Here is a 21,375-nt window from a genome sequence, read left to right on the forward strand (position 1 = left end):
CCGTATTGACCTTTTCCGCTTTCTCGCCAAAGCTGTCGTCGCTCGCGAGAAAGCCGAATGACCCAGCATTCACCGAAATCGCCGCAGTTTTTTCTGACCTCGCCGTCGCCCTGCCCGTATCTTGACGGGCAGTTCGAGCGCAAGGTTTTCACGCATCTTGTCGGCGACAAGGCGCCGCAGATGAACGACCTGCTAACGCAGGGCGGTTTTCGGCGCAGCCAGAACATTGCCTACCGGCCCGCCTGCGAGGCCTGCCGTGCCTGCGTATCGGTGCGCATCGTGGCAGACCGGTTCACGCCGTCCAAGAACCTCAAGCGAATCTCCAAGGTCAATCGGGACCTGATTGGCGTCGAACATGCCGCGGAGCCGACCAGCGAGCAGTATTCGCTGTTCCGTCGCTATCTCGATGCGCGCCATCGCAAGGGCGGCATGTCGGAAATGACCGTGCTGGACTATGCGATGATGGTCGAGGACACCCATGTCCAGACCAAGATCATCGAGTACCGGCAGCGCGACGCCGACAGTTTTGTGACCGGTTCGAGCAACGGTCCACTGCTTGGGGTCGCTCTGTCTGACCGCATGTCCGATGGCTACTCGATGGTCTACTCCTTCTTCGATCCGGATCAGCAGCATCGCTCGCTTGGAACCTGGATGATCCTCGACCACATCGCGCGGGCACAGTCCGACGGCTTGCCGCATGTCTATCTCGGTTACTGGGTCGATGGATCGGCCAAGATGGAGTACAAGACCCGCTTCCGGCCCCAGGAGCACCTGACCGCGACCGGATGGGAAGTGTTCGGGGACTAGGGCTTTTTATTTGCTTTCATGACGAACCATCAAAAAGGGCTGCTGCTGGCCTTCTGCGGCGCGCTGGTCCTGACATTCGACATACCGGTCCTGCGGCTCGCCGGCGGCGAAATCTGGCCAGTGCAGTTCATCCGTTACGGCCTCGCCTTTGGCGCGGGACTGGTTATCTGGGGCCTTGCAGGCTTGTGGCAGGGCCGGCCGGTGACGCTCTTGCCCGGCCGCACCGGCGTGGCTGTCGCCGGTCTTTACGGGCTGGGGGGCATCGCCTTCGTCGCCGCGGTGTTCAACACCAACGCGGCGAACGTCGTGTTCATTCTGGCTTTCAACGGCATGTTCGCCGCCGCAATCGGCTGGCTGCTGTTCGGCGAGCGGCCGCCCATCCAGACATTGTTGACCATGGCGGTGATGATCGGCGCGGTCGGCCTGATTGTCGGCGACGGACTTGGCAGCGGCAACCTTTTCGGCGATATCGCCGCGCTGGCGGCGTCGTTTCTCATAGCGAACGCCATCACCCTGTCGCGCGCAAGCGGCCGTGACATGGGCTTCGCGCCACTGATGGGCGGTCTGCTCGCTGTAAGCCTTGCCGCGGTGATGATGGTCGATGCCGGGGAACTGACGGCTGCGTCCGTTAACGCGCCCTGGTGGCTTATCGTGAACGGCGCGATCCTGATCCCGGTGTCGTTCTGGTGCCTGGCCACCGCGCCAAAATTCATCCCGGCGCCGGAAGCGGCAATGTTCTATCTGCTGGAAACCGTGCTTGCCCCGGTCTGGGTGTGGTTGCTGTTCGACGAGAGCCCCACACCGCTTGCGCTCACCGGCGGCGCAATCCTGATCGTTGCGCTGTTTGCCCACAGCCTGTGGCAATTGCTACGCGAAGACGGCCCGCCGCCGCACAGCTACCGCACGTTATTCGACGAGATCGATGAGACTCCCGCGCAGGTAGCCAAGCGGCGTCTGACCGTTTGACGCGAAGGTGAGCACGCGGCCGATCAGCACATCGTGATCGCCGGCCTCGACAACCTTTTCGATCGCGCAGTCGAACCAGGCCACGGCGCCGGTCAGCATCAAGCGCCCGGTCGAGAGCCGGGTTGTCGGCACGCCGGCGAACCGCTCCTCCAGCGATCCGCGGGCGAACTTCATCGCCAGGTCGCGCTGTGTCTCGGCGAGGATGGACACCGTATAGCCGCCGCCTTCGGTGAACGCGTGGTGGCTGTGCGACACTTTGCGAATGCTCCAGAGAACCATCGGCGGGTCGAGCGAGACGGTGTTGAAGGAGTTGCAGGTCATGGCGTGATCGACGCCATCGAAGCAGGCGGACACCACGGTCACGCCGGTCGCGAAACACCCCATGGCCTGTTTGAGCGCCGCGTGATTGAGCGTTTCCAGATTGACATGAGCATCCGCGTTCATCGTTTCCGCCTTCCTCAAGGTGTTTTCCGGCCTAAGGAACTTCCTTGCCGGCGGCAAGCGTCCAGAGTTCGTACCAGGTTTCGCGATCGAGCTTGACCTTCAAGCAGTCAGATAGGGCCGCGATGCGGCCGACGTTGTTCGTTCCGGCGACCGGCATGATCCCGGCCGGATGGGCCAATAGCCAGGCCAGCGCAACCGCATCCGCCCCAACGCCATCGGCGGAAGCGAGATCGACGAGGCGTTCGCGCAAGGCATCGTGCGCGGAGCCGCTCGGCCCGAACAATGCGCCGCCTGCCAGCGGCGACCACGCCATTGGCGGCCGGCCGGCGGCCTGCAACTGCGCAATCTGGCCGTTGGTGAAACCGTCCCGCGCCAGCAGGCTGAGTTCGATCTGGTTGGTCAGTAGCTGGTGTTGCATCGCCGATTGCAGAAGATCGACATCCCAGGGCATAAAGTTCGACACGCCAATCCCGCGCGCCAGCCCATCGTCGACCAGTGCATCGAGCGCCGCGCCAGTTTCGTGATGGTCCATCAACGGATCCGGACGGTGCACCAGCATCAGGTCGATCGTATCGACTCCAAGACGCTGCAGAGATGCCTCTACGCTGGCGCGAATGTGAGCCGCCGAGGTGTCATAATGCTTTACGCGCCGGTCGGGATACTTTTCCGACATCAGCATAATGTCGCATTTGGTGATCAACTGGATGCGCGATTTCAGATCGTTGCGGGCCGTTAGCGCCCGCCCGAACAGTTCCTCGCACCGGTAGTCGCCGTAGATATCGGCATGATCGAATGTGGTTATGCCCTGGTCGAGGCACAGATCCACCTTGCGCTGGATGTGCGCATCCGAGGTGTCCGTATCGTCGGCCAGACGCCACACGCCATAAACGAGCCGGCTCATGGAGGGCACGCCAAGACCCAGATCAACCGTCGGGATGGCCATCAGCGGCGCACTCCCACGCCAAGCGGCGTCGCCGGTGTCTCGGCCGGTACGCGCCCATAGGCCACGGGCATCGAGCATGTTTTCAGTTGCGGCAAAACCTTCTCGCCAAATATTTCGCATTCATCCTTGTGCGGATACCCCGAAAAGATGAATGCGCGAATACCCATCTTGCGATAGCGCTCGATCTTGGTGAGCACTTGGTCGACAGAACCGACAAGCGCCGCACCGCAGCCCGAGCGCGCCCGGCCGACACCGGTCCACAGATGCGGCTCGACATAGCCGTGGTCATCGGCGTTCTCGCGATTGGCCGCCTGCAGCGAAACGCCGAGCGTTTTCGCGTCAAGGGCGCGACCGCGGATCTCAGACCCCTTCTCGTCCTCAAGCTGGGAGACCAGTTCGTCGGCATATTCACGCGCTTCCGCCTCGGTGTCGCGCACGACCACATGCACCCGCAGGCCGTAGTCGATCACGCGGCCATGCGCTTCGGCCCGGGCATTGACCGTGCGCATGCGCTCGGCAAGCTGCTCCTCGGGTTCCGGCCACATCAGATAGACGTCGCAGAACCGGCCGCACAACTCGACCGCGTCCGGCGCGTAGCCGCCGAAGTAAAGAAGCGGGCCGCCATTCTGCTGATACGGCCGGACCGGATCGGTCGAAAGCCCTTTTAACTGGTAGATTTCGCCTTCGAAGTCGATCTCGTCGCGCGTCCAGGCCTGACGCAGGATCTGCACGACCTCGGTGGAGCGCTTGTAGCGATACTCGGCGCTGGCCTCTTCGCCGGGGAAGTTCGACGAGATCACGTTGAGGATCAGCCGCCCCTTGAGCATGTGATCAACGGTCGCGACCGCGCGCGCCAGCATGGCCGGGTGGATCTCGCCGCAGCGGATCGCCGCCAACAGGTTGATCTGCTCGGTCAGCGGCGCCATCGCTGAAACGAAACTCCAGGTGTCCTGCCCGACCTGATAGGACGAGGGGCAGAGAATGTTGCGGTAACCGAGCCGGTCGGCGGTCCGAACGATGTCGCTGGTATGCTCAAAGGACGACCGTAAATCGCCTTCCGGCACCCCAAGGTGGCGGTAGTCATCGGAACAGATCGGCGCGAACCATGCGATTTCGGAAGCGTCGAGATCGGCGCTCTTGACCGGGACTACGGTCATGTCGATTGTCTCCCGTGATTATCCGGGCGAGGCCGGTCGCCCACTGCAGAAATAGCACGCGCCTTGATGTATATCAATAGTGAATGAATTTGGCTGCGATGACATTTGAAAGCAGATATGCTCACCTCACTGTCGAGGAGTTCCGCCGGTGCATGACGTGACCCCGGAAGAGATGCGCAGCGGCAGCCTGCCGCTTTACCTGCAGATATCCGAAGCGATCAGCCGCGAGATCGCTGCCGGTGTCTGGCCGGACGGCGCGCGCCTGCCGACGGAGGCGGCACTGGCCAAGAAGCTTGGCGTTGCCATCGGCACGCTGCGCAAAGCGCTGGCGCTCCTTGAGGAGCGCGGTCTGCTGGAGCGCATCCAGGGTTCGGGCACCTATGTGCGCCATCGCACCAAGACAGGCGGGATCTACGAGTTCCTGCGTCTGGAACTGAAGGGCGGCGGCGGCTTGCCGACCGCACGTATCCTGTCGCTCGACCTGTGCCCCAATCCCGATTATCTGCCGGCGCTGAGCGATGGCCGCTCCGACCACGCCTGGCGGGTGCGACGGCTGCGGTTTCTGGACGGGTCTGCCGCGGCTTTGGAGGAAATCTGGTTCGACGCGCGCCATGCCGGCCAGCTCAGCCCGCGCGACATCGCCGAATCCATGTATCTTTTCTACCGGGAGACGCTGGGCTTTACCATTGCGCGGACCGAGGACAAGGTCTCGGTCGCGCCTTGCCCGGACTTCGCGCCGGACGGCGGCCATTTCCGGCACGGCGCCATGCTCGGCTATATCGAGCGCCGGTCGTGGGGCGACACCGGCCTGATCGAGGAATTCTCGCGCAACTGGTTCGACCCGGAAGTCGCCTGTTACGCGGCGCGCTGGGCCTGACCGAACCAGTTGTCCAGAAAACCGGCGTACCACGCCTTCAGCGCCGGATCGTGCTCAGCGAACGCGGCCCATTGCTCGTCAACCGGATGCGTACCCGGCTCGCCGATCATCCCGCCGAACTCGTCGTGCCACTGGTGGAGGATCGGCTGCGTCACTTCCGGATGGAATTGCAGCGCAATCGTCGAAGCGCCGGCCTGAAACGCTTGGTTGGGAAAGATTTCGCCATGTGCCAGCGGTGTTACGCCGGACGGCATGTCCCACCCCTGGGCATTGCCCGATAGCACCTTCAGGCCGGCGGGCATCAGCCCCCTGCCCGCCTCGGTGACGGCCAGCTCATAAAACCCCATGGTCATGTGTCCATCGCGATGGAAACCCACCGCCGCACCGAGAATATGGGCGATCATCTGGGAGCCGAGGCAGATGCCGACCACTGGAACGCCGCGCACCATTGCGGCTTCGGCAAAGCGCATTTCGTCGGCCAGATAAGGCGCTTCGTCCAGTTCGGTCACATATTGCGGGCCGCCCATCAACATGACGCCCGCTTCGTCGCCGGTCAGTTCGGGCAACGCTTCGCCCTTCCACGGCTCGGCGACCCGAATGTCGAAGCCGCGCGCAATCAGATGACGGCGGCCATAGTCGGGTTCGGCGAGTTTCCAGTGCTCGATTACGTAGATTGTGTCTGTCAATGGGTCCGTCGCGAGAGCCAGTCGTGCCAGCCCTGCTCCGTACCATTGAACACGTTCAAATCAATATGCCCCTCGACACCTTTTGACAGGCCGGTGCCGGAATACTGCCAGAAGGCCCACTTGCGGCCCGGATAAAGCTCGGACGGATGTGCCTTGACGGAACGCAGCCAGAAAGAGTGTCCCGTGAACTGACCGCGCAGATTGTCACGGTAGAAATCGGGCGTTGTGTAAATGACCGGTTTCTGACCGTAATGCTGCTCAAGGTCGTCCAGAAACACCTGCATCTTCTTGAGGACGACGGCGCGCGACGGCCTTTTTGGGCAGGAACGCGAATAGGAATTCCATTCGACATCGAGGACCGGCGGCAACGCACCTTTGGCCTTCGGCACGTTTCGGATGAACCAGGCCGACTGTTCGTGCCCCGGGCGGCACCAATAGAAGAAGTGATAGGCGCCGCGCGGAATGCCGGCATTGGCAGCAGCATTCCAGTTGCGTTTGAACATTGGGTCCAGATGGTCACCGCCTTCGGTCGCCTTGATATAGGCAAAGTTCGCGCCCTGGCGGCGCAGCACATGCCAGTTGATATCGCCCTGCCAGCGCGACACGTCGACACCGTGGACCTGGAACGGATGCGGCGCGCCCCCCTTGAACCGCACCGGTTTCGCGTCGCCGAAGCGCTGTCGGTAGACCTTGGGTTGCTTGCTCTTCGAACGGCTGATCGAGGCCTCCGGCGGAGCGAAGGCCACCTGCGCGGCGATCACGCCCTGGCGCTCTGTACCGACCAGACGGTCATCACCGCCAATAGGCGCAGACGGCACCGGGCGTCCGCCGATCGAACTCGTGATCTCGCTCGAGGGTTCGATCTTGAGTACGTCGACGCCGGAAGATCCCGTGCAACCGGCAATGGCCGTCGCCAGCACGGCGACAAGAAGAATACGCATGACAACCCTGGACGCGAACAGACCGAGACGCGGCGCAAGCCGCGCCGAAAGCCGAGCGTTAACGGAAAATGACTAAGGCCGAGTCAATTCGAATGATTAATGGTTCATGAATCGGCGGCGTTGGCGGTCGTGAAAGCACTGCAAAACGGTGTTCGTCTTACTATATTCTTGCCCCTCTTATGTTGTGCATGCTTATTACAGGGTCAATTCGGAACAAGTCGGGCGATTCCGTTTGGATACTCAAGAGCTTTTCGCTCGCGCTTTCAAGCGCGTTTCCTTCTATGCACGTGGCGTTTTTCTCGACAGCTTGCGTTACAGCTTCTATGAGAACCGGCTCAAGAGGCTCGGCCCGCAGATTGCGGAGATCGAGAGAGGAGGCGGGGAACTCGCTGATCGCGTAACGTACTACAACCATATGCCGCGTTGCGAGCCCGCAGCGGATGCGCAGCCGATTTCACGCATCGAGCGTCGACGTTCTTATTACTATTTCGACCTGAAAATCCCGGCCAAGCATTTCGGTCGAGCGCGGAGAATCAATTACATATTCGGAGACTTGACAACGGTTCCGCCGGAGCCAGCATTGGTCAAGAGCCGCCCCATCGGCGGCGACAACAGAAATTCGGTTGTTTTCAAACTCAACCAGCTCAGGCACTTCGGACTTCGTGTTCAAACCGACAGAATGAGTTTTCGCGACAAGCGGCCGATGGCGGTATGGCGAGGGAGACTGAACAATGACAAGCGGCGCGCACTGATCGCGCACCATTACGCCCATCCGTCCTGCGATATCGGGCACACATCGGTTGAAAGCGACACGGTCAGTTATAAGCCGTTCATTTCAGTACGAGAACACCTGGCTCACCGCTTCATCATCTCCATCGAAGGCCGCGACGTCGCCACCAATCTGAAATGGATTATGAGCTCAAACTCGCTTTGCCTGATGCCCAAGCCGCGCTACGAAACTTGGTTTATGGAGGGGCGTCTCAAACCGGGTGTGCACTACGTCGAGCTGCGCGACGACTTTGCCGACCTTACGGAGAAAATCTCCTTTTATAATGACAACCAAGACGAGGCTGAAGCAATCATCGCCGAGGCCAACGCCTTTTATCGGCAGTTCCAGGACCGGCACCGTGAGGAGTTGTGTATGCTCGCGGTGCTGCATAAGTACTTTCAGCAAACCGGCCAGTTGTAACTCTCAACAAAGCGCACACAGGAATGCAGGTGGCGACGCGGTTACTGTCGCCACCCGAATTTACCATTCCTCGGGAAGCCCTTCGGCACCATTCGCCCGGCGCCGGCGCGCACACCCATCCACTCCGCCAGTTCGGCGCGTGAACGGGCGAAATTGCGCCCCGATGCATCCTGCCAGATCAGGCCGTCGTCGAGCCTGAAGACACGGATGTCGGCGATGCCGCCATCCTTGTATTTCTGCAACCGCACGCCCTTGCCGCGCGCCATCTCGGGCACCTGCTCGAACGGGAAAACGAGCAGTTTGCGGTTCTCGCCGACGACGGCGACCGCATCGGGCGCACCCTCGCCATCCGGCAGGCGCACGCAAAGCTTGGCCTCGTCGGGCAGCTTGACGTTCATCACCTGCTTGCCCTTGCGGGTGTTGGCGACGATATCGGCCTCGGCGACGATAAAGCCGTTCCCGGCCGCCGACGTGACCAACAGGCGGCCCTTTGGTCGGTGCGCGAAGGCGGAAACAATGTCCTGGTCGTTGTCCATGTCGACCATGATGCGGATCGGTTCGCCATGGCCACGTCCGCCCGGTAACCGGTCGACGCCAAGCGTGTAGAATTTGCCGCCGGTGGTAAACACCAGAAGCTTGTCGGTGGTCACCGCGTGGAAGGCGCGCTTCAGCTTGTCGCCCTCCTTGAAGGAAAGCGATGAAAAGTCGGCGAGATGCCCCTTCATGGCGCGCATCCAGCCCTTCTCGGAAACGACGACGGTGACCGGCTCCTTTTCGATCATTGCCTGCTGGACCGCTTCGAAGTCGATCTCGCCGGCCTCGCCGAAGCTGGTGCGCCGCGCGCCGATCTCGGTGTCCTTCGAAAACGTACTCCGCACCTCGCCGATTTCCCAGGCGATGGTCTTCCACTGCTGCTCTTCGGAGGCCAGCAACTTCTCGATACCGTCCTTCTCGGCAGTCAGTTCGTCGAACTCACGGCGGATCTCGACTTCCTGCAGCTTGTTGAGGGCGCGCAGCCTGAGATTGAGGATCGCCTCGGCCTGGTTCTCGGTCAGTTCGAACCGCGCGATCAGCTTGGCCTTCGGCTCGTCCTCGAACCGGATGATCCGGATTACCTCGTCGATGTTGAGGTAGGCGATCAGGAAGCCGCCAAGCACCTCGAGGCGCTTCTCTATATTGGCTAGCCGGTGGCGCGAGCGCCGGATCAGCACCTCGCGGCGGTGGTCGAGCCATTCGCGAAGAACCTCGCGCAGATTCATCACCTTCGGCACGATGCCGCCCGACAGCACGTTCATGTTGAGCGAGATGCGGGTTTCAAGCTCTGTCAGCTTGAACAGCGATTCCATCAGGATGTGCGGATCGACGGTGCGCGATTTCGGTTCCAGTACGATACGGATATCGTCGGCGCTCTCGTCGCGAACGTCCTCCAGCAACGGAATCTTCCGGGCGAGCAGCAATTCGGCGATTTTCTCGATCAGCCGCGATTTCTGCACCTGGTAGGGGATTTCGGTTACGACGATGACATAGCCGCCCCGGCCCGTCTCCTCCTTTTCCCAGCGTGCGCGTACGCGAAATGCGCCGCGCCCGGTCGAATAGGCCTCCAGGATCGACGCCTTGGGCTCGACGATGATGCCGCCGGTCGGCAGGTCCGGGCCGGGCACCATCTCGACGAGCTTTTCCATCGAGGCGTTGGGGTGCTTGATCAGGTGCAACGCGGCGTCGCAGATTTCGGCGGCATTGTGCGGCGGAATCGAAGTCGCCATGCCGACGGCGATCCCTGACGATCCGTTGGCGAGCAGGTTCGGAAACGCGCCCGGCAAAACGACCGGTTCCTCGTCCTCCTCATTGTAGGTCAGGCGGAAATCGACCGCGTCCTCGGTGATCCCCTCCAGGATCAACGTCGCCACCTCGGTCATGCGCGCTTCGGTGTAGCGCATGGCGGCCGCGTTATCGCCGTCGATGTTGCCGAAGTTGCCCTGCCCGTCGACCAGTGGATAGCGCACCGCGAAATCCTGGCTCAGGCGCACCAACGCATCGTAAATCGCCTGGTCGCCATGCGGATGGAACTTACCCATGACATCGCCGACGATGCGGGCGCACTTCTTGTAGGCCTGCTGCGGATCGAGCTTCAAAAGCCGCATCGCATGCAGGATGCGGCGATGCACCGGCTTCAGGCCGTCGCGCGCATCCGGCAGCGCCCGATGCATGATTGTCGACAGCGCATAGGCAAGGTAGCGCTCCTCAAGCGCCGATTTCAGATCGATCGGCTCGATTTCCTTGCCGGGGCCCTTTTTGGGCGGCGGAACCTGTTTTGACATGGAAAACCGTTAGCGGGCGCGCCGATTCGCGGCAAGAGGGACCGGCCGCGCCGGCTTGCCGGCGGGATCACTTGGATTGTCGAATAAAACACAACGCCGCGATCACTTTGTATTAATCAGCCGCCGCTACGGTCCCCGTCAGCGGACAAAGGGGGTTATTGCCGCATGACATACGCCGGAGCCGGATTGGGCATGCTCCCGAACGGTGATGTGGACTTGTCGGAGCGCTTGATCCGCTTCGAAGAAGATAGCCGAAATTCCCTGACCGATCCGTTGACGGGTATCGGCAATCTCCGCCGCCTCAAGACACAGGCCGAGCGGCTGATCGCCGAGCGCGCAGACGATCCGGCGCCGTTCTCAATGGGTACTTTCAACATCGACCGGTTCAGGCCGGTCAACGACCTGTTCGGCCGCACCGCCGGCGACGAAATTCTCGCGCAGGTGGCCCTGCGCATCACAGCCGCACTTCCAGAAAACGCCACGCTGGTGCGCATCGCCGGCGACAAGTTCGGCATGCTGCTGCCGACCTGTTTCTTCGAGCAGGACGCCGAGGAGATGGGCGCGCTTCTGGCCGACGTCTTCGCCGCGCCGTTCGATCTTGGCGAACGCACCGTGCGGATGACCGCGTCCTTCGGATTCTGCCAATACCCCTTTGCCGGGGAGACCTTCGACGAACTGCTCGACCGATGCGAGACCGCCCTCTACCGTGCCAAGCAGGCCGGCTCCGGCCGCGTGCAGGTCTACACGCACGAGATCGAAGCGGAGATGCGCCGCCGCACCCACATCGAACAAGGCCTGCGCAAGGCGGTGGCCGCAGAAGACGTCCAGCCGTTTTTTCAGCCGATCGTCAATCTTGCCGATGGCGCGATTATCGGCTTCGAGTTGCTGGCGCGCTGGGCCGACCCGGATCTGGGGCCGATCTCGCCAAGCACCTTCATTCCGCTTGCCGAACAGGCCGGGTTCATCGACTCCATCCAGCGCCTGTTGTTTCGCAAGGCCATCAAGAGCGCGCAGAACTGGCGTCGCGACGTGTTCATGTCGATCAACCTGTCGCCGGTGCAACTGGTCGACAGGGCCACCGGCCGAGCGATTATCCGCATCATGGACCAGATGGGCTTTGCGCCCGAACAACTCGTCGTCGAGATCACCGAGACAGCGATGATGTCGGACCCAGAGACCGCCGTGCGCATCATCACCGATCTGCGTGAGGCCGGCATCAGTGTCGCGCTGGACGATTTCGGCACCGGCCAGTCGAGCCTCGGCCGGTTGCGCGATTTCGCCTTCGACAAGGTCAAGATCGATCGCTTCTTCGTGTCGGAGATCGACCGCGACAAGCGCTCGGAACACATCGTGCAAGCCATCCTGACGATGTGCGAGGGTCTCGACCTTTCCGTGATCGCGGAGGGTATCGAAACCGCGGCGCAGGCAGAAACCCTGATCCGGCTCGGTTGCACCACCGGCCAGGGCTTCTATTACGGCAGACCGCTGTGCGCCGATGCCGCCGTCGAACTGCTCAACGGCCCAACCGCCCCGGCCTAGACTTAACCCTCGAAGTATCTAGTCCGACGATGCCGCCCGCGCACTGTTGCGGCGCGACAGCGCCTCTTCCCAATTGAGCGCCGAGGAAACGATCTCGTCCAGATTGTCGTGGCTGGGCACCCAGGCCAGCACCTCGCGGGCGCGGTCGGAGTTCGCCACCACCGCCGCCGCATCGCCGTCGCGACGGCCGGAATAGCGGATATCGAGCGTCTTGCCGCTCACCCGACCAACGCAATCCAGCACTTCGAGCACCGAGTAGCCGCGCCCATAGCCGCAATTGGCGACCAGGCTTTCACCGGTCTCGCGCAAATGCTTGAGCGCCAGCAGGTGCGCGTTCGCCAGATCGGTGACATGGATATAGTCGCGCACCCCGGTCCCGTCCGGCGTCGGATAATCGGTGCCGAACACGTCCAGACCGTCGCGCCGCCCCAGCACTGCCTCGCAGGCGACTTTGATCAGATGCGTCGCGCCGGCCGTCGACTGGCCTGTCCGGCCCTTCGGATCGGCGCCGGCGACGTTGAAGTAACGCAGCGCGGCATAGCGGAAATCATGCGCGGCGGCGACGTCGCGCAGAATGATCTCGGTCATCAGTTTCGACATGCCATAGGGCGATTCCGGATTTTGCGGATTGTCCTCGCGCACCGGATCCGAGCCGACCGAGCCATAGACGGCCGCGGTAGAGGAGAACACGAAATTCTTCACGCCCGCGGCAACGGCGGCTTCGATCAGGGTGCGCGAGCGGGCCGTGTTGTTGTCGTAATACATCAGCGGATCGGCGACCGATTCCGGCACGATGATCGAGCCGGCGAAATGGATGATCGCGTCGACGCCATGCTCATTGATGATACGCGTCACCAGTTCCTTGTCACCAACATCGCCGACCACGAGTTTTGCCTCTGGCGCGATCGCCCACTCGAAGCCGGTGGACAACCGGTCGAGCACCACCACGTCCTCACCCGCGTCGATCAGCGCCCAGACCATGTGACTGCCAATGTAGCCGGCGCCGCCGGTAACCAGTACGGCCATTGCATCGTCTCCTTCTGTCATCGCGTGCGGAGCCGTGATATTGGCTCGGTGAAGCCCGCTTCATGCGTGGAATCAGACAGTTCGCGGCTCTTTGCAAGGTGTAAATTCTCATGAGCGACCAAACCGGCCAGATGCCATCCTTCGCCAACCGCTACGCCAATCTCGCATCGGCGGGGCTCGGCGCGACCGTGGTGTCGGCAACCGACGATTTCTTCGCCGAAGCGCCGCGCATGCTGGCCGACACCGCGCCTGTCTTCATCCCCGACAAGTATGACGAGAACGGCAAGTGGATGGATGGATGGGAATCGCGCCGCAAGCGCGGCGAAGGCCACGACCATGCAGTCGTCAAGCTGGCCGCGCCGGCGGTGATCAGGGGCTTCGATATCGACACCAGCCACTTTACCGGCAATTTCCCGCCGGCCTGCTCAATCGAGGGTTGCCGCCTGCCCGCCGATGCCGCGCCGGACGGCAACACGGTTTGGCAGCCGATCCTGCCGATCATGCCGCTCGGCGCCGACAGCCACCATTTCGCCGCTTGCGACAGCAATGAAGTGTGGACGCATCTCCGGCTCAACATCTTCCCGGATGGTGGGGTGGCGCGGCTCAGGGTCTACGGTGTCGCCCATGCGCCCGACATTGGCGATAGCGGCGAGACCGATCTCGCCTCGATCATGAATGGCGCGCGCATCGTCGGTTTCAGCGACGCGCATTACGGCAACTATCACCGGCTGCTCACCCCGACTGTGCCGAAGGACATGGGCGACGGCTGGGAGACGCGGCGCCGCCGCGAGCCGGGCAATGACTGGATCATCGTGGCGTTGGGCGCGGCGGGCATTGCCGAGCGCGCCATCATTGACACGGCCTATTACAAGGGCAACTTCCCCGAAAGCTGCTCCATCGATGCCGCCTTTTTGCCGAATGCGCTTGAAGCCGGGCCGGATGCCGACGCGATGCTGGTCACCGCCTCGATGTTCTGGACGCCGCTGATGGGCCGTCAGACGCTGCACGCCGACCGGGTGCACGAATTCACCGGGCTCGGCGCCGCGCGCGGCCCGATCACGCACGTCAAGCTGAACATCTTTCCGGATGGCGGCGTCAGCCGGTTCAAGCTGTTCGGTACGCGCGCCTGAAATGGGCCAGACAGCATTTTTAGCCCGGCGAAAGGATCGCGCAGCACCGCAGTAACCAGGTACGAGCCACCGGCTAGACGGACGCCTCAGTCGAGTCTATGCCCCCCAGTATTCGGGATGCCTCCAGGATGCCGGCACGTCCAGCGTGCCCTCCAGCGCCGGCCCACCACCCAAGGCGAGCGATTGCCATGCGCCATCCCACTCGTCCGGCAACGGATAAGGCGGCGCAACGGCACGCTCCGGCGCAAATCCGTGGCGGCTGTAATAGGCCGGATCGCCAAGTACCAGAACTTGCGTCACATCCTCCGCTGCAAGCTTCTCATGGCCAGCGCGGATGAGCGCCGAACCAATGCCGGCCTTCTGCCGCGCAGGCGCGACCGCGAGCGGGCCGAGAAGCGCGGCGCGGCCGCCGCATTCCGGGACAGCGCAGCGGGTAAACACCACGTGGCCAACAACTTCACCGCCACTGGTCGCAACAAGCGACAACACCGGTTGGTCGCCTGCCAGTAGTGCGTGCACCAGGGGAACCAGATCCTCTTCGGGAAAGGCATCGGGATAAAGACGGTCCAGCGCTTCGATATCGCCGGCCTGGCTGTCGCGGATTTTAAATGTCGCGTTCATCTGGTCGGTCTCCGGCGGATTACGGGGTGCGGTTTTCGCGCGCCAGCCAGATCGCGAGGCGGTCGGCGGCCCGCCGGATCTGGTCGAGATCGCGGTTGAAACACAGCCGGAAGAATCCCTCGCCTTCCGGCCCAAAGGCGCTTCCGGGCGCCAGTCCGACCCCGGCCTCGGCGGCGATGCGCTTGGCCGCCGCCATCGAATCCGTCGCACCGTCGACGGCGAAAAACAGGTAGAACGCGCCTGCCGGTCGCGCGAACCGTACCCGGCCGGTTGCCGACAACGCGCCGGATACTATGTCGAGCGCCGACCGGGCCCGTTCGCGCTGGCCCGTCACCAATTCGTCGCCCTTGTCGAGCGCCGCCGCGGCGCCGCGCTGCAGGAATTGCGGCACGCCCGACGTCGAGTTCTGGACCAGGTTTTCGAACACCGGGATCAGCGCCGGATCGGCCTTGATCCAGCCAATCCGCCAGCCGGTCATCGCCCAGTTTTTGGAAAACGTATTAACATAGAGGATCCGGTCTTGCGGGTCTGCGACATCGAGGAAGGACGGCGCCCGCGCGCCGTCGCCGAACCAGTACATCGCATAGATCTCGTCGGCGATGATCCACAGTCCGTGCCGCCGCGCCAGATCGAGGATCGCCCGCAAAGTATCGTGATCGGCGGTCCAGCCGGTCGGGTTGGACGGCGTGTTGACGAACAGCGCCCTTGTGCGCGGCGTCACCGCCGCCTCCAGCCGGCCGATGTCGAGCGACCAGCCGGTTTCCGCAAAATCGAGCGCCACCGGCACCGCGTCGGCGCCGCCGATCTCCACGGCGGCGGCGATGTTCGGCCATGCCGGCGCCAGATAGATGCATTCGTCGCCTGCCCCGGCCACCGCCTGTACCGATAGTTGCACCGCCTGCATGCCGGATCCGGTGACGATGAAGTCCTGCGGCCCGGCATCGACGCCGAAATGGCGGTGAAAGTAGCGCGCCAGCGCCGAGCGGAGTTCCGGTGTTCCCTGCTGCCAGGTGTAGAAGGTCTCGCCCGCCATCAGCGCCTCGGCGGCCGGGCGGGCGATGAATTCCGGTGTCGGCAAGTCGCCCTCGCCGACCCACAGCGGAATCAGGTCCGGTGTCGCGCCGGCGTGTTCGATGACCTCCATGATCCCGCTGACCGGCGCGTTTGCAACGCACTTGCGCAGGCGGGGGCCGCCGGAATCTGGATCGTCCATTGTCATGACGAGGGAATTATCCAGTCCGCCGGCGTCGATCAAGCGTCTGTTACTTCTTCAGGAGATCGCGGATCTCCGTCAGCAGCACGATGTCGGCCGGCGGCGCGGCTGGCGGCGGCGGTGCGGCCTCTTCCTTGCGCCGCATGTTATTGACCGCCCTGACCATCAGAAAGATGATCCAGGCAAGGATCAGGAAGTTCAGCACCGCCGTGACGAACGCGCCATAGGCGAGCACCGCGCCCTGCTCCCTTGCCGCCTCCAGCGATGCCGCGTCTACATTGGCGGCAAGCGGCAGGAAGAAGTTGGAGAAGTCGAGACCGCCGAAGATCGCGCCGACGACCGGCATGATGACGTCGTTCGTCAGCGAGGAGACGATCGTGGCGAACGCGCCGCCGATTATCACACCGACGGCAAGGTCCATGACATTGCCCTTGGCGATGAATTCTTTGAACTCGTTGAGCATGCTGATGTCCTCTCCGATCGTACCGGTGGCGGAAATTCGCCCCCCGCAACCCGGATACAGCAATGCTGTCGCCAAGTTAATGGCTTGAAAGCGCGACAATTTGATGGGAGTTGGAAAGAAACCGGCATGGTTGTACAAATGCCGGACAGCCCGGGAGGATGAATGCAGGGCGGCCTGATCTTTGTCGTGGCGCTTGGTTATCTGGCGCTGCTGTTCGCTGTTGCCGCATATGGCGACCGCAAGGCGAACCGCGCCAAGTCGAACCGGCCGCGGCCCAACATCTATGCGCTCAGCCTCGCCGTCTATTGTACGTCATGGACCTTCTTCGGCTCGGTCGGCGTGGCCGCGCAACGCGGCTTCGAATTCTTCGCCATTTATCTCGGCCCGATCCTCGTCTTCACGCTCGGCTACCGGCTGGTGGAGAAAATCGTCCGGCTGTCGAAAGCCGAGAAGATCACCTCGATCGCCGATTTCCTGGCTTCGCGCTTCGGCAAGAATGTGTGGGTCGCGGCACTCGCCGCCGTCATCGCCGTCGTCGGCACGGTGCCTTACATCGCGCTGCAGCTCAAAGCGATCTCCGATTCGGTGACGCTTCTGGCCGACCACTACAGTGTGTTCGGCAACGGCGACGATGGCGGCCGTTTTCCGATCGACATCGCGCTTCTCGTGGCGCTGTTCCTGACCGCATTCGCCGTGCTGTTCGGCACCCGCCACGCCGATGCGACCGAGCACCAGGACGGGCTGATCCTCGCCGTGGCGCTGGAATCGCTGGTCAAGATCGTCGTCTTCCTGGCGCTCGGAATAACCGTCGTCTTCTTCCTCTTCGACGGCGCCTCGGCCATCGCCACCGCGTTTCGAGAAGATCCCCGCATCGTCACGTCGCTGCAAAACGGGCTGTCGCCGGGCACATGGTTCGTGCTCACACTACTGAGTTCCTCCGCCATTCTGGTGCTGCCGCGGCAGTTCCACGTGACGGTGGTGGAAAATCGCTCGCCGGCTGAGCTGCGGCGAGCCGCATGGCTGTTCCCGCTCTACCTGGTGGTGATCAACCTGTTCGTGCTGCCGCTTGCGGTCGCCGGCATGCTCTATCTCGGCCCGGAGGTCGCGCCGGACTCCTACGTGCTGGCGCTGCCGCTTGCCGCCGGGCAAGACCTGCTCGCTTTCCTGACCTTCGCCGGCGGTATGTCGGCGGCGACCGCGATGGTGATCGTCGCCTCTGTGGCGCTGGCCGTGATGATCTCCAACGACTTGGTGATGCCGCTTCTCGTCTGGCGGCTCGGCAGCCATGTGCGCACCTCGCAGGGCGACTGGACGAATGTCATCCTCAACATCCGCCGGGTGGCCATCCTGCTCCTGCTCATCGCCGCCTTTGCCTACTACCGGATCGCGGTCGGCAGTGCGCAGCTGGCCTCGATTGGGCTGCTGTCCTTTGCCGCGCTGGCGCAGTTCACCCCGGCGCTGTTGATCGGCCTGTTCTGGCGCGGCGCCAATGCCCGCGGCGCGCTGCTCGGCATGGGCTGCGGCTTTGCGGTCTGGACCTATTCGCTGCTGCTGCCGACGCTGCTCGGCGCCGATCACCAACTGATCCGCGACGGTCTGTTCGGCATCGCGGAACTGCGGCCTCAGGCGCTGTTCGGCCTTGAGCTGGAACCGCTGGCGCATGGCGTGTTCTGGAGCCTGCTGACCAATATCGCGATGATCGTGGTCGGCTCGATGTCACGCGACCAGACGCCGCTGGAGCGTTTGCAAGCGATCACCTTCGTACCAAGCGAAGAACCGCAGGGCGTACGCATCCGCCGCTTCCGCACAACGATCACCATCAACGACATGAAAGCGACGCTCAGCCGCTATGTGGGCCGGGAGCGTACCGAGCGGGCGTTTCGCGCCTTTGAGGAGCGCGAGGGACGCACGCTCGACGGGCGCGAGATTACGGATGTGCAGGTCGCGCGCTACGCCGAGCAGATCCTCGCCAGTGCGGTTGGCTCGTCGTCGGCCCGGCTGGTGTTGTCGCTTTTGTTCGAGAAAGACGGCACATCGTCGCGCGACACGGTTCAACTCCTCGACGACGCATCGGAAGCGCTGCAACAGAACCGCGACCTCTTGCAGTTGGCGCTCAACCAGATGGACCAGGGCTTGTCGGTCTTCGACAAGAACCTGCGGCTGACCAACTGGAACAGCCAGTTCCGCACGCTCCTGGGGCTGCCGAGCGAGATGGGACAGTTCGGTTATCCTCTCAAAATGATCGCCGAACGGCTGGTGACCGACAGTCAGGTCTCGGAGGAGACAGCGATCCAGATCGTCGAGAACATCTCTTCCTTCAGGCGTGCCTGGCAACTGCCGATGCGGCGCAGCGGCCGGATCCTGGAAATCCGCTCCAACCCGATGCCGGACGGCGGCCACGTCGTCACCTTCACCGACATCACCGGCCGTGTGGAGGCCGATGAGGCGCTGAAAAAGGCCAAGGAAGGGCTGGAACAGCGAGTGATGGCGCGCACCGCCGAACTGACCGCCGTCAACCGTGAACTGGCTGCGGCGCAGGCACTCGCCGAGGAGGCCAATCTGGGGAAGACGCGGTTCCTGGCCGCCGCCGGCCACGACATCTCGCAGCCGCTCAATGCGGCGCGCCTCTACACCTCCTCGCTGGTGGAGCGAACGTCAGGCAAGGAACCGGAAGTGCGCGACTTCGCACACAAGATCGATTCCTCGCTGCAGGCGGTCGAGAACATCATCGGCGCGGTGCTCGACATCTCGCGCCTCGACACCGGCGCGATGACCCCGAACCCGACAATCTTCTCGCTGGGCGAATTGCTCGGTCACGTGAAGACCGACTTCCAACCGCTGGCCGACGAGAAGAAGCTCGATTTTGTGGTGGTGCCCTCGTCCATCGTTGTTGAGTCTGACCGCATCCTGCTTCGCCGCCTGATCCAGAACCTTGTTTCCAATGCGGTGAAATACACCAAGACCGGCAAGGTGCTGGTTGGTGTGCGGCGCAGCGGCGACGATGCGCTGATCGTCGTCCACGACACCGGGATCGGCATCTCCGCGCGCAAGGCCAAGGCAGTTTTCCGGGAATTCGAACGCCTGTCGGAAGGCGCGCGTATCGCGTCGGGTCTCGGACTGGGGCTATCCATCGTCGACCGCATTTCACGCGTGCTGGAACTGAAGATCGAGATGGACTCCAAGACCAACGTCGGCACCAGCTTCTCGGTCCGGATACCGCGCTCGAACGCCGTGCTGCTGCCGCGCCCGGCGCGCGCCGGACGGACGACTTCGGCCAAGCTGGCATTGGCTGGCCTGACAGTCGCTTGCATCGACAACGAGGAAAGCATCCTGACCGGCATGCGCGCGCTGCTGGAGGGCTGGGGCGCTTCCGTGATCGACGCGCCGAACAAGCAGAAACTGTTTGCCGAAATCCGCAAGTCCGGCAGTGTCCCTGATGCTATCGTCGCCGATTATCACCTTGACGAGGGGTTGAACGGCCTCGACGTGATCGCCGAGGTACGCGACCGGCTGTCGGCGGAGATGTTCGCGATCCTGGCGACCGCCGACCGCTCTGCGCCATTGCGGGCAGCCGCGTCCGAAGCCGACATCCATATCCTCAACAAGCCGCTGAAACCGGCGGCGCTGCGCGCCCTTCTGGCGACCGTCACGCCAAATCGGATCGCCGCAGCCGAATGACAGCCACCGATAACTGAGGACGCATCGGATGCGATCATACCGCGACGCGGTGCGCGCGACCTATGGCCGCCAGGCGGCGGCATTCGATGCAGCGCGTTCCAAGGGCCTGTTTGAGCGCAAGCGGCTGGACGCGTTTCTGGCGCATGTTCCCGACAATGGCCGTATCGCCGATATCGGTTGCGGAACCGGCGATCCGGTTGCCCGCTATCTGATCGATGGCGGCTACCGCGTCACTGGCATCGACTTCGTGCCGGAGATGCTGGCGATCGCGCGCAGCAAGTTTCCCGACGGCGACTGGCGTTTGCACGACATGATCAATCTTGCGCTCGGCGAGACATACGACGCGTTAGTCGCCTGGAACAGCCTGTTTCACTTGACGCAGGACGAGCAACGCCGCGCGTTGCCCCGGTTGCTGGGTCATGTCGGTGACGGCGGCGCGTTTCTGGCAACGGTCGGTCCGTGTGCGAGCGAAACATCGGGGCAGGTCGGCAATGAACGGGTGTTCCACGCCAGTCTTGCCCAGGAAGAGTATAAGCGGATCCTCGATGTCGGCCGGTTTCGTCTGATCGCCTTCGTCGAAAGCGATGCGGAGTGTGGCAACCACACGGTGATGCTGGCGAAACGAAACCCGAAAGGCAGTGAGGCTTAGTCCGTGTCGTGCTCATCGCGCAGCATGTCGGCGCCGATCTTTGACAGCAGGATTACCGCCTGGGTGCGGCTGTCGACATTCAGCTTCTGCAGGACCGCCGAAACATGCGCCTTGATGGTCGCTTCCGAGACGCCGAGATCGTAAGCGATCTGCTTGTTCAGGAGCCCCTCGCCGAGCATCCCGAGAACGCGCGCCTGCTGCGGCGTCAGGGTGCGGATACGCTGGATCAGATCGTTGATCTCGGCATCATGTTCGCTGCCGAGATCCATGCCAAGAGGAATTGTGATCTCGCCGGCCAGAACATCGGCGACACCTTTGCGGATCGCTTCAGTCCGCGCCGATTTGGATATGAAGCCCGACGCGCCGAGTTCAATCGAACGGCGGACCGTTGAAGCGTCGTCCATACCCGAGACCACGATTACCGGAACGGCAGGATGCGCGGCGCGCACCGAAACCAGCGCGGAAAGCCCACTCGATCCAGGCATCGACAAGTCGAGCAGCACAAGGTCAATGTCCGGCGTTTCGTCCAGCGCCTTCATCGCCGAGTTGAAGTCCTCGGCTTCCGTAACGGCCGGCGGCTCGGTTTCACCGCCAAGCGGCACCGCTATCGCCGACTTGATGGCGTCGCGAAACAGCGGATGATCGTCCGCAACAAGTATCTGCACCGCCATCGACTTCGCTCCCGATTCGCTGGCGTCCCGCCCCAGCTCCTCGCCAATTATGACGGA

At 62.9% G+C, this 21,375-nt stretch carries 19 protein-coding genes; 8 read left to right on the forward strand and 11 right to left on the reverse strand.

Annotation, left to right across the window (positions count from 1 at the left end; translation table 11 throughout):
- Positions 1-57 precede the first annotated feature (57 nt).
- Complete coding sequence (locus tag ACO06R_RS15350) at positions 58-807, forward strand: arginyltransferase (RefSeq protein ID WP_421851822.1); 750 nt, start codon at positions 58-60, stop codon at positions 805-807.
- A gap of 18 nt (positions 808-825) precedes the next feature.
- Positions 826-1,773, forward strand: a complete 948-nt coding sequence (locus tag ACO06R_RS15355) for a DMT family transporter (protein ID WP_421851825.1) — start codon at positions 826-828, stop codon at positions 1,771-1,773.
- Here ACO06R_RS15355 and ACO06R_RS15360 read toward each other — a convergent pair.
- The 3 genes from ACO06R_RS15360 to ACO06R_RS15370 are packed head-to-tail and all read right to left on the reverse strand — an operon-like array spanning position 1,714 to position 4,317.
- On the reverse strand, positions 1,714-2,217 hold the full coding sequence (locus ACO06R_RS15360) for a flavin reductase family protein (RefSeq protein ID WP_421851828.1): 504 nt from the start codon (positions 2,215-2,217) through the stop codon (positions 1,714-1,716). The two genes, ACO06R_RS15355 and ACO06R_RS15360, sit on opposite strands and share 60 nt — an antisense overlap.
- A gap of 31 nt (positions 2,218-2,248) precedes the next feature.
- Positions 2,249-3,160: an aldo/keto reductase gene (locus tag ACO06R_RS15365; protein WP_421851832.1), complete on the reverse strand. Its 912-nt coding sequence runs from the start codon at positions 3,158-3,160 to the stop codon at positions 2,249-2,251.
- Positions 3,160-4,317 carry an LLM class flavin-dependent oxidoreductase gene (locus ACO06R_RS15370; RefSeq protein ID WP_421851835.1) on the reverse strand — a complete coding sequence of 386 codons (1,158 nt, stop codon included), beginning with the start codon at positions 4,315-4,317 and terminating at the stop codon, positions 3,160-3,162. Before ACO06R_RS15370 ends, ACO06R_RS15365 begins: the two co-directional genes overlap by 1 nt.
- A gap of 148 nt (positions 4,318-4,465) precedes the next feature.
- On the opposite strand from ACO06R_RS15370, the gene ACO06R_RS15375 reads away from it, so the two are divergent.
- On the forward strand, positions 4,466-5,194 hold the full coding sequence (locus tag ACO06R_RS15375) for a GntR family transcriptional regulator (RefSeq protein WP_421851838.1): 729 nt from the start codon (positions 4,466-4,468) through the stop codon (positions 5,192-5,194).
- Here ACO06R_RS15375 and ACO06R_RS15380 read toward each other — a convergent pair.
- Positions 5,173-5,880: a glutamine amidotransferase-related protein gene (locus tag ACO06R_RS15380; RefSeq protein WP_421851841.1), complete on the reverse strand. Its 708-nt coding sequence runs from the start codon at positions 5,878-5,880 to the stop codon at positions 5,173-5,175. The genes ACO06R_RS15375 and ACO06R_RS15380 overlap by 22 nt on opposite strands.
- Positions 5,877-6,821, reverse strand: coding sequence for a GH25 family lysozyme (locus ACO06R_RS15385; protein ID WP_421851844.1), 945 nt, complete (start codon positions 6,819-6,821; stop codon positions 5,877-5,879). The genes ACO06R_RS15380 and ACO06R_RS15385 overlap by 4 nt, the downstream gene beginning before the upstream one ends.
- A gap of 232 nt (positions 6,822-7,053) precedes the next feature.
- Here ACO06R_RS15385 and ACO06R_RS15390 point away from each other — a divergent pair, with 232 nt between their 5' ends.
- Entirely contained in the window at positions 7,054-8,010 is a 957-nt protein-coding gene (locus ACO06R_RS15390) for a glycosyl transferase family 90 (protein ID WP_421851847.1), read from the forward strand.
- Positions 8,011-8,051: 41 nt separating this feature from the next.
- Here ACO06R_RS15390 and parC read toward each other — a convergent pair whose 3' ends face one another.
- Complete coding sequence (parC, locus tag ACO06R_RS15395) at positions 8,052-10,328, reverse strand: DNA topoisomerase IV subunit A (RefSeq protein ID WP_421851850.1); 2,277 nt, start codon at positions 10,326-10,328, stop codon at positions 8,052-8,054.
- A gap of 192 nt (positions 10,329-10,520) precedes the next feature.
- Here parC and ACO06R_RS15400 point away from each other — a divergent pair, with 192 nt between their 5' ends.
- Positions 10,521-11,867 (forward strand): putative bifunctional diguanylate cyclase/phosphodiesterase, encoded by a 1,347-nt coding sequence (locus tag ACO06R_RS15400; protein WP_421851853.1) that lies wholly within the window; start codon positions 10,521-10,523, stop codon positions 11,865-11,867.
- An 18-nt stretch (positions 11,868-11,885) separates the two neighbouring features.
- Here the strand turns inward: ACO06R_RS15400 and galE are convergent, their stop codons facing one another.
- On the reverse strand, positions 11,886-12,893 hold the full coding sequence (gene galE / locus ACO06R_RS15405) for a UDP-glucose 4-epimerase GalE (RefSeq protein ID WP_421851856.1): 1,008 nt from the start codon (positions 12,891-12,893) through the stop codon (positions 11,886-11,888).
- A 110-nt stretch (positions 12,894-13,003) separates the two neighbouring features.
- Between galE and alc the strand changes: the two genes are divergently transcribed.
- Positions 13,004-14,023, forward strand: a complete 1,020-nt coding sequence (gene alc / locus ACO06R_RS15410; protein WP_421851859.1) for an allantoicase — start codon at positions 13,004-13,006, stop codon at positions 14,021-14,023.
- A gap of 96 nt (positions 14,024-14,119) precedes the next feature.
- Here the strand turns inward: alc and ACO06R_RS15415 are convergent, their stop codons facing one another.
- The 3 genes from ACO06R_RS15415 to mscL are packed head-to-tail and all read right to left on the reverse strand — an operon-like array spanning position 14,120 to position 16,320.
- Positions 14,120-14,644 (reverse strand): GNAT family N-acetyltransferase, encoded by a 525-nt coding sequence (locus tag ACO06R_RS15415; RefSeq protein WP_421851862.1) that lies wholly within the window; start codon positions 14,642-14,644, stop codon positions 14,120-14,122.
- A 19-nt stretch (positions 14,645-14,663) separates the two neighbouring features.
- On the reverse strand, positions 14,664-15,863 hold the full coding sequence (locus ACO06R_RS15420; protein WP_421851865.1) for a pyridoxal phosphate-dependent aminotransferase: 1,200 nt from the start codon (positions 15,861-15,863) through the stop codon (positions 14,664-14,666).
- Positions 15,864-15,906: 43 nt separating this feature from the next.
- Complete coding sequence (gene mscL / locus ACO06R_RS15425; protein WP_421851868.1) at positions 15,907-16,320, reverse strand: large conductance mechanosensitive channel protein MscL; 414 nt, start codon at positions 16,318-16,320, stop codon at positions 15,907-15,909.
- A 162-nt stretch (positions 16,321-16,482) separates the two neighbouring features.
- Between mscL and ACO06R_RS15430 the strand changes: the two genes are divergently transcribed.
- Entirely contained in the window at positions 16,483-19,998 is a 3,516-nt protein-coding gene (locus ACO06R_RS15430; protein ID WP_421851871.1) for a PAS domain-containing hybrid sensor histidine kinase/response regulator, read from the forward strand.
- Between the two features lie 28 nt (positions 19,999-20,026).
- The gene (locus tag ACO06R_RS15435; protein WP_421851874.1) at positions 20,027-20,647 is read left to right on the forward strand and encodes a class I SAM-dependent methyltransferase; all 621 of its coding nucleotides are present in this window, start codon (positions 20,027-20,029) and stop codon (positions 20,645-20,647) included.
- Here the strand turns inward: ACO06R_RS15435 and ACO06R_RS15440 are convergent.
- Positions 20,644-21,318: a response regulator gene (locus ACO06R_RS15440; protein WP_421851876.1), complete on the reverse strand. Its 675-nt coding sequence runs from the start codon at positions 21,316-21,318 to the stop codon at positions 20,644-20,646. The genes ACO06R_RS15435 and ACO06R_RS15440 overlap by 4 nt on opposite strands.
- Positions 21,319-21,375: the final 57 nt, after the last annotated feature.

The sequence above is a fragment of the Oricola sp. genome (assembly GCF_965230365.1).
In the GTDB taxonomy this organism is placed as follows: domain Bacteria; phylum Pseudomonadota; class Alphaproteobacteria; order Rhizobiales; family Rhizobiaceae; genus Oricola.